The sequence below is a fragment of the Nocardia sp. NPDC004722 genome (assembly GCF_053601505.1).
Genome location: NZ_JBSGBY010000484.1, coordinates 1 through 6,624 on the forward strand (window position 1 = coordinate 1; position 6,624 = coordinate 6,624).

General features: G+C 65.4%; 8 protein-coding genes and 1 tRNA gene. 7 read left to right on the forward strand and 2 right to left on the reverse strand.

The features are described from left to right. From ACWELQ_RS34015 to ACWELQ_RS34030, 4 genes are all read left to right on the forward strand, one after another. On the forward strand, window positions 1-334 hold a 334-nt coding region (locus ACWELQ_RS34015), incomplete at its 5' end, for a nucleoside deaminase (RefSeq protein WP_452401133.1). A gap of 55 nt (window positions 335-389) precedes the next feature. Then, window positions 390-480: transfer RNA gene (locus ACWELQ_RS34020), tRNA-Ser, on the forward strand. 68 nt (window positions 481-548) lie between these two features. Continuing rightward, on the forward strand, window positions 549-1,139 hold the full coding sequence (locus tag ACWELQ_RS34025; RefSeq protein WP_452401134.1) for a hypothetical protein: 591 nt from the start codon (window positions 549-551) through the stop codon (window positions 1,137-1,139). 95 nt (window positions 1,140-1,234) lie between these two features. Then, complete coding sequence (locus ACWELQ_RS34030; protein WP_452401135.1) at window positions 1,235-1,681, forward strand: hypothetical protein; 447 nt, start codon at window positions 1,235-1,237, stop codon at window positions 1,679-1,681. A gap of 11 nt (window positions 1,682-1,692) precedes the next feature. On the opposite strand, the gene ACWELQ_RS34035 is transcribed toward ACWELQ_RS34030, so the two are convergent. Continuing rightward, complete coding sequence (locus tag ACWELQ_RS34035) at window positions 1,693-2,259, reverse strand: TetR/AcrR family transcriptional regulator (protein WP_452401136.1); 567 nt, start codon at window positions 2,257-2,259, stop codon at window positions 1,693-1,695. Window positions 2,260-2,346: 87 nt separating this feature from the next. On the opposite strand from ACWELQ_RS34035, the gene ACWELQ_RS34040 reads away from it, so the two are divergent. Further along, window positions 2,347-3,480, forward strand: coding sequence for an FAD-dependent monooxygenase (locus ACWELQ_RS34040; protein ID WP_452401137.1), 1,134 nt, complete (start codon window positions 2,347-2,349; stop codon window positions 3,478-3,480). Between the two features lie 59 nt (window positions 3,481-3,539). Beyond that, complete coding sequence (locus ACWELQ_RS34045) at window positions 3,540-3,758, forward strand: hypothetical protein (protein ID WP_452401138.1); 219 nt, start codon at window positions 3,540-3,542, stop codon at window positions 3,756-3,758. Window positions 3,759-3,854: 96 nt separating this feature from the next. Here the strand turns inward: ACWELQ_RS34045 and ACWELQ_RS34050 are convergent, their stop codons facing one another. Further along, window positions 3,855-6,185, reverse strand: coding sequence for an MMPL family transporter (locus tag ACWELQ_RS34050; protein WP_452401139.1), 2,331 nt, complete (start codon window positions 6,183-6,185; stop codon window positions 3,855-3,857). A 238-nt stretch (window positions 6,186-6,423) separates the two neighbouring features. Here ACWELQ_RS34050 and ACWELQ_RS34055 point away from each other — a divergent pair. Continuing rightward, window positions 6,424-6,624, forward strand: a 201-nt coding sequence (locus ACWELQ_RS34055) for a TetR/AcrR family transcriptional regulator (RefSeq protein ID WP_452401140.1), incomplete at its 3' end; no start/stop codon positions are given.

Below are 6,624 nucleotides of genomic sequence, written 5' to 3' on the forward strand. Positions count from 1 at the left end.
CAATGCCCGTGAGGCCCTGGGCGATCCGACCGCCCACGCCGAAGTCCTGGCGTTGCGCGCCGCGGCTCGCGTGGTCGGCGACGGCTGGCGTCTCGAAGGCGCGACCCTCGCCGTCACCCTCGAACCGTGCACCATGTGCGCGGGCGCCCTCGTCCTCTCCCGCGTCTCCCGCCTCGTCTTCGGCGCCTGGGAACCCAAGACCGGCGCCGTCGGCTCCCTCTGGGACGTAGTGCGTGACCGACGTCTCAACCACCGCCCCCAAGTCCGCGCCGGCATCCTCGAACCCGAATGCGCCGCCCTCCTCGCCGATTTCTTCGATTCCCACCGCCCCTAGCCCCTCTCTCCAGCCGATTTCGGATTACGCAGGGTCCTCAGGTAAAGTCACCACCGGTGGCGTGTCCGAGCGGCCTAAGGAGCACGCCTCGAAAGCGTGTGAGGGGTAACCCCCCTCCGAGGGTTCAAATCCCTCCGCCACCGCCACGAAGGGCTCCGACCTGATTCAGGTCGGAGCCCTTCGCATTTCCAGACACCGGTAGCGGGAGGTTCCGATGGGCCTGGACTACAGCTACGAGGTCTACATCCACCGCGACCGCGCGGTGTCACTGCTCGAGGCCATCGCCGACAACATGAAGGACAACGGCCGCGACGACTGGACGATCGCCGAGATCGCAGGTGGTCGCGTAACCCTGCCCTGCACCACACGTTTCAAGAGCGGCCGCACCATCAGCCTCGACCCCTCGTCCGAAAATCGCGAGTTCATGGACCTATCGCTTCGCTTCGACACGGACGAAGCACTACGTGCCTACGGTGATCCGGACGACGAGGGTCAGTTCCGGATCGGCTACATCTACCTCACCGTGTACAACGCGGCCTGGCTGTCACCCGACCACCTCGAATTCAGCTTCATGGCCGCGACCACCGACATGAGTATCCTGTTCCTGGAATCCCCGTCGATCCGAAACTGGTTCGCGTCCTTGGCAATCGACCATGACGCTCCACTCTGCCTGCTCGACGTGGAGCAGGGCCCGGACCTGGGCTACGCGCCCGGCTACTACATGTCCGTCTCGGTAGGTACCGGCCGGATTTTCGAGCGCGCGACCGGAACCCGGCAAGCCATCTTCGAACGTCTCTCTAGATAGTGGTTTATCCGGACGACAAGGATTGATTAAGGGGTGCTGACCAAGATCGGTTGTAGCGCGGGGCCTTCCGCGTGGCCGATCAAGCAGGAGCTTCGATGTCGTACCCGCACAATCAGTTCGGCCAGCCCGCGCCCTCGCCGAACAACGCCACTGCGGTCCTGGCCGCCACCTTCGGGCTGTGCCTGGGCGTGTGGTTCACGTTGGGGACTTTGGCGACTTATTCGATCTGGTCGGACGGCGACAAGGAATTCCGCTCGTTGGTCGCCAGTGAACCTCAGCTGATCTTCCGGCCACTCGCGGCCATGCTGCTCGGCGTGGGCGGCATTCTGCTGCTGCGCCGCCTGACCGTCGGCCGTGTCTTCGTGATCGTCGGTGTACTCGCCGCTTTCGGCGATGCCTTCGCGGATCCGTCCTTGCGTATCGTCCACGGCATCGATGACCTCGTGTTCCCCTTGGCCTTCTTCGCCTTCTACCTGGCCATCATCGTGCTGGCCGCGCACCCCGCCACCGGTCGCTGGATCCGCACCCGCGCGTACGCGTAACTCGTAGTGGCTCAGGTGTGTAAGCCGTCGAGGAGGAGGTCGAGGACTCGGTTGATGGCGGTGGGGTAGGGGTCGTCGGGGCGGGTGTAGATCTGGAGGGTCATCAGGTGGGCTAGGTCGGTGGGGGTGATGTCGGGGCGGAGGGTGCCTTCGGTGTGGGCGCGGGTGGTGAGGGTGGCCAGGCGGTCGGTGATGGTGGCGCGGACTTCGGTGAGGGCGGGGGTGGATTGGATGTCGGCGTGCAGGGTTGGTTCGATGGCGGCGGCCAGAGCGCCCAGGCGGAGTTCGGCGCAGTCGCGCAGGAAGCGGGAGAGGGCTTGCCAGGCGTCGGGGGATTCGCGTTCGGCGATGGCGATCAGGTCGGCGAGGGCTGACAGGTAGGAGTGGGCGGCGGCGGTGATGAGGGAGCCGCGATCGGGGAAACGGCGGTAGAGGGTGCCGACGCCCACGCCTGCCGCATCGGCGATGTCCTTCATCGAGACGTTGACGCCTTGCTCACGGAAGACCAGTTGGGCGGCGGCCAGAATCTGGTCGCGATTGCTGCGGGCGTCGGCTCTGAGCTCGGCCGTTGTCCTCACCTCCCGAAAAGTGGACGAAGTTCTTCCGGTTAGCGTACCTTTTTGGAAGTGGACGAAAATCGTCCACTTCGATCGAGGGTGATGACGATGCGCAAGAAGGTCTTGATCTCCGGAGCCGGTATCGGCGGCTCGACCCTGGCGTACTGGCTGGGACGCAACGGATTCGACGTGACCGTGGTGGAACGCGCTGGGGCGCAGCGCTCCAGCGGCAATCCCATCGACGTGAAAGGGCCCGCGGTCGACGTGGTCGAGGGCATGGGTGTGCTGCCGCGCCTGCGGGCGGCGGGGTCGCGGGTGAACCGGATCAGCTTCGTCGACGCGACCGGCCGGGAGCGGGCAGGGCTGCGGCTCAGTGTTTTTCAGGGCGGGGCCGGTGACCGTGAGGTGGAGATCGCCCGCGCGGATCTGGCGGGCATCCTGCTCGAGGCGGCTCGCGATCACTCCGAAATCCGCTGGGCTGATTCAATTTCCGGCATCAGCCAGGACGGCGACGGGGTGGAGGTGAACTTCGAGAGCGGTACGACCGGCCACTACGACTACGTCATCGGCGCGGACGGGCTGCACTCGAATGTCCGGCGGCTGGTCTTCGGCGCGGAAGACCGGTTCCTCCGCCACATGGGCCTGTACGTGGCGACCTTGCCGGTGGACCGGGCCTTCGGTGACGAGCGCGAGGTGGTCATGTTCAACCGCCCCGGCAGCGCCATCAGCGTGCACCCCTCCAAAGGAAAAGCGGTGGTGGCCTTCATGTTCCGTCGAGCCGCGATTCCCAATCTCGACCACCGTGACCTCGCCCGGCACCAGCAGCTGGTCGCCGACGCCTTCACCGGCCCGATCGGCATCTTCGCCGACCTGCTCGACCAGCTGAAGGCCGCCGACGACCTCTACTTCGACTCGGTGAGCCGAGTCGACCTGCCGCGCTGGTCCGATGGCCGCGTAGCCCTGCTCGGCGACGCCGGATCCTGCCTGTCCCTCTTCGGCGACGGCTCCACCCTCGCCATCGCCGGCGCCCACACCCTCGCCGAGGAACTCACCCGTAACCCCGACCAGCCGCACACCGCCTTCGCGACCTACGAACAGCGCCACCGCAAACTGGTCGAGTCCAAACAACGCGGCATGCGCGCCGCGGCCGCCATGATGGTCCCCGCCACCTCCCCAGGCATCGTCGTCCGCAATGCCACCGCCCGCGCGACCGCTCTTATCCGGACCGCAAGGATTGATTAAGCGGTCATACCCAAGCTTGGTGCAGCGCAGGACTTTCCATACTGGGGAAAGGGCGAGCCATGCTGTGGATCTTGATTGCCGTGCTGCTGGTGGCGATTTGGTGGTACTGGCGTAGACCTGAGGCGGCCGGAACAGAGCGCTGGCGAACTGCCGTGCTGGTCGCGGTCGGGGTGGCGGCGCTCGCGGGGATCATCTGGGTGTTCTCCCATCACGCGACCGGGACGGGACCCGGGGACAACGGGCCGTATATCCCGCCGGGGATAAATCAGCCGCGCTAGCTCTGATCCGGACGAGCGGTAGTTGACCGAAACGCGCGGTAAAGCACTCGGCCCCCACCCGGAATCGGGTGGGGGCCGAGGCATTTCGGAGTCGGGTCAGCCGACGGTGGCGGGCTGCTTGTCCTCGATCGGGGCGGAGGCCTGCTTGAGCTTGGTGAGCTTGGAGCCTTCGACGTCGATGTCGGGGAGGATGCGGTCGAGCCACTTGGGGATCCACCAGGCCTTGTTGCCCAGGAGGGCGAGCAGGGAGGGGATGAGGACCATGCGGACGATGAAGGCGTCGAAGAAGACGCCCGCGGCCATGGCGAAGCCCATGGACTTGGCGACCACATTGTCGTCGAGCATGAAGGCGGAGAAGACCGAGATCATGATGATGGCGGCGGAGGTCACGACGCGCGCGCCGTGGTGGTAGCCGCTGATCATGGCGTCCTTGGCCGACTTGCCGTGCACGTATTCCTCACGCATGCGGGTCACCAGGAAGACCTGGTAGTCCATGGCGAGACCGAATACCAAGCCGATCAACATGATCGGCAGGAAGCTGACCAGCGGATGCGGGTCGAAGAGGCCGAACTTGCCCTCCTGGAACAGCAGCACCGTGGCACCGAAGGTGGCCGCCATGGAGAGCAGGAAGCCGAGGGCGGCGGTCAGCGGGACCAGGATGGAGCGGAAGACCAGCAGCAGCAACAGGAATGCCGCGCCCGCCACGATGGACAGATACGGAATGATCTTGTCCAGCAGGGCCTGTGAGACATCGGTGAAGATCGCGGTGCTACCGGTGATGCCGTATTCCATGCCGTACTCGGCATTGAACTTGGATTCCGCGTTGCGCGCGTTCTCGACGAGATCCTTGGTTTCCTTGTTGTTCGGCCCGGACTTGGGCACGCCCATGAACAGCGCGGCCTGGCCGTCCTGACTGCGCTGGGTGGCGGTCAGGTAATCCATGCCGGGCGTCTTCAACGAATTGCGCAGCTCGTTGATCGCCTGATCGCGCTGACCCTCCGGCGTCTTCGACAGGTCCACGGCCACCATCAGGGTGCCGTTGGAGCCTTCGCCGAAGCCCTTGGTCTGCAGGTCGTACGCCTTGTAGAGGGTGGTGTCCTTCGGCATGGAGTCGCCGCCGGGCAGACCCAGCTGCAGGTTCGCCGCGGGGGCGGCAAGCAGACCGAGCAGCACGATGGAGGCCGCGAGCGTCAGCCACGGAGCCTTGCCGATGAAGCGCGCGAAGCGAATTCCGTTGGTGACGGAGTTCTCGTCCTCAGGATCGTGCTTGGCGACCAGCGGCAGCTTCGGCTTGAACAGCGTGCCGCCGAACGCGCCGAGCAGCGCGGGCATCAGGGTCACCGCGACCAGCACCGCCATGGTCGCGGTGATCGCGCCACCGATACCCATGTAGGTGAGGAAGTTGACGCCCACGAAGCTGAGCCCGGCCAGCGCGATGATGACGGTCAGACCGGCGAAGATGACCGCGGAACCGGCGGTGCCGACCGCGGTGCCCGCCGCCTCTTCCGGCGAATTCGATACGGCCAGTTCGTGTTTGTAGCGCGACACGATGAACATGGCGTAGTCGATCGACAACGCGATGCCGATCATGGACGCCAGGGTCGGGGTGAAGGCGGGCACGGTCAGCCAGTGGGTGCCGAACATGACGATGGCCATGGCGGTGCCGACACCGAAGATCGCGGTGATGATCGGCACGAACGCGGCGACGATCGCGCCGAACGCGATGATCATGACGACCAGCGCGACGCCGATGCCGATCATCTCCGACGCGCCACCCGCGGCCTGCTTCTGTGCGATATTGCCGGTCAGTTCCACCTGCAGCCCGGCGGCCCGGGCGCTCTTACCGACGTCGTAGGCCGCGTCCTGGTCGGCGGGCTTGATGTCGGAGAACTTGGGGATGGTGTACGTGACCTTGACGACCGCCACCGAGTCCGCGTTGGTCTTGCCCAGGACATTGAGCGGCGCGTTCGAGCAGCTCGGCGCGAAGTTCGCGGCGGATCGGTCGCCGTCGAGGCAGTCGACCCCGGCCGCCTCACCGATCTTCTTGGTGAGATCGATGGGATTCATCGGAGCCTTCTTCGGGTCCGACTTGTCCACGATCGGCAGCGCGTTCAGGTCGTTCATGAACCTTTGCAGCGCGGCCGCGTTCTTGGGGCTGGTCAGCTTCTCACCGTCGGGCGCCGCGATCACATAGGTGCCGGTGACCGCGTTGGCGTCGAAATCCTTGGAGGCACCGGGGAAGTGCTTGTCGAGGATTTCGGTGGCCCGCTCCGACGGCAGGCCGGGCATGGAGAAGGAGTCCTGGAAGGGTTTGGCGAGGGCGGCGCCGGTGCCGCCGATGACGAGCAGCGCGGCGATCCACGCCGTGATGACGATCCATTTCCGGCGGAAGGCGAACTTTCCCCACCGATAGAGGTATACGGACACGAGGGGTTCTCCTGGCGAATGGGTATGCGGGCGAAACAGGGTGCTTGTGCGCAAGCGCGTAGACAGGCACTGCCGCCGGGAGCCTCGGCCCCCCGCCTCCACGAAAACTAATCTGCCTACCGTGCGGTAGGTAGACTACCGAGCCAGTAAACGGAGGAACAACCTCGACTCTAGGTGGCGTACGTCGCATACCTGGCTGATGCAATCGCGAACCCGGCTCGGGTGAGAGGATGAGAGTATGGGCGCCCCAGTCGTTTCCGGAACAGTTGTCGCAGGTAGAAGCACCAAGGATGCGATCCGCGAGGCCGCGCTCCAGCTGTTTTCGACCAAGGGCTTCGACCACAGCAGCCTGCGCGAGGTCGCCGATGCGGTGGGAATCACAAAAGCCTCGCTCTACTATCACTACGCCTCGAAGGTCGATCTGCTCGTCGCCATCATC

Coding starts and splice junctions, on each gene's coding strand:
- ACWELQ_RS34040 (WP_452401137.1), top strand. CDS start 2,347: ATGCGCAAGAAGGTCTTGATCTCCGGAGCCGGTATCGGCGGCTCGACC.
- ACWELQ_RS34045 (WP_452401138.1), top strand. CDS start 3,540: ATGCTGTGGATCTTGATTGCCGTGCTGCTGGTGGCGATTTGGTGGTAC.
- ACWELQ_RS34030 (WP_452401135.1), top strand. CDS start 1,235: ATGTCGTACCCGCACAATCAGTTCGGCCAGCCCGCGCCCTCGCCGAAC.
- ACWELQ_RS34025 (WP_452401134.1), top strand. CDS start 549: ATGGGCCTGGACTACAGCTACGAGGTCTACATCCACCGCGACCGCGCG.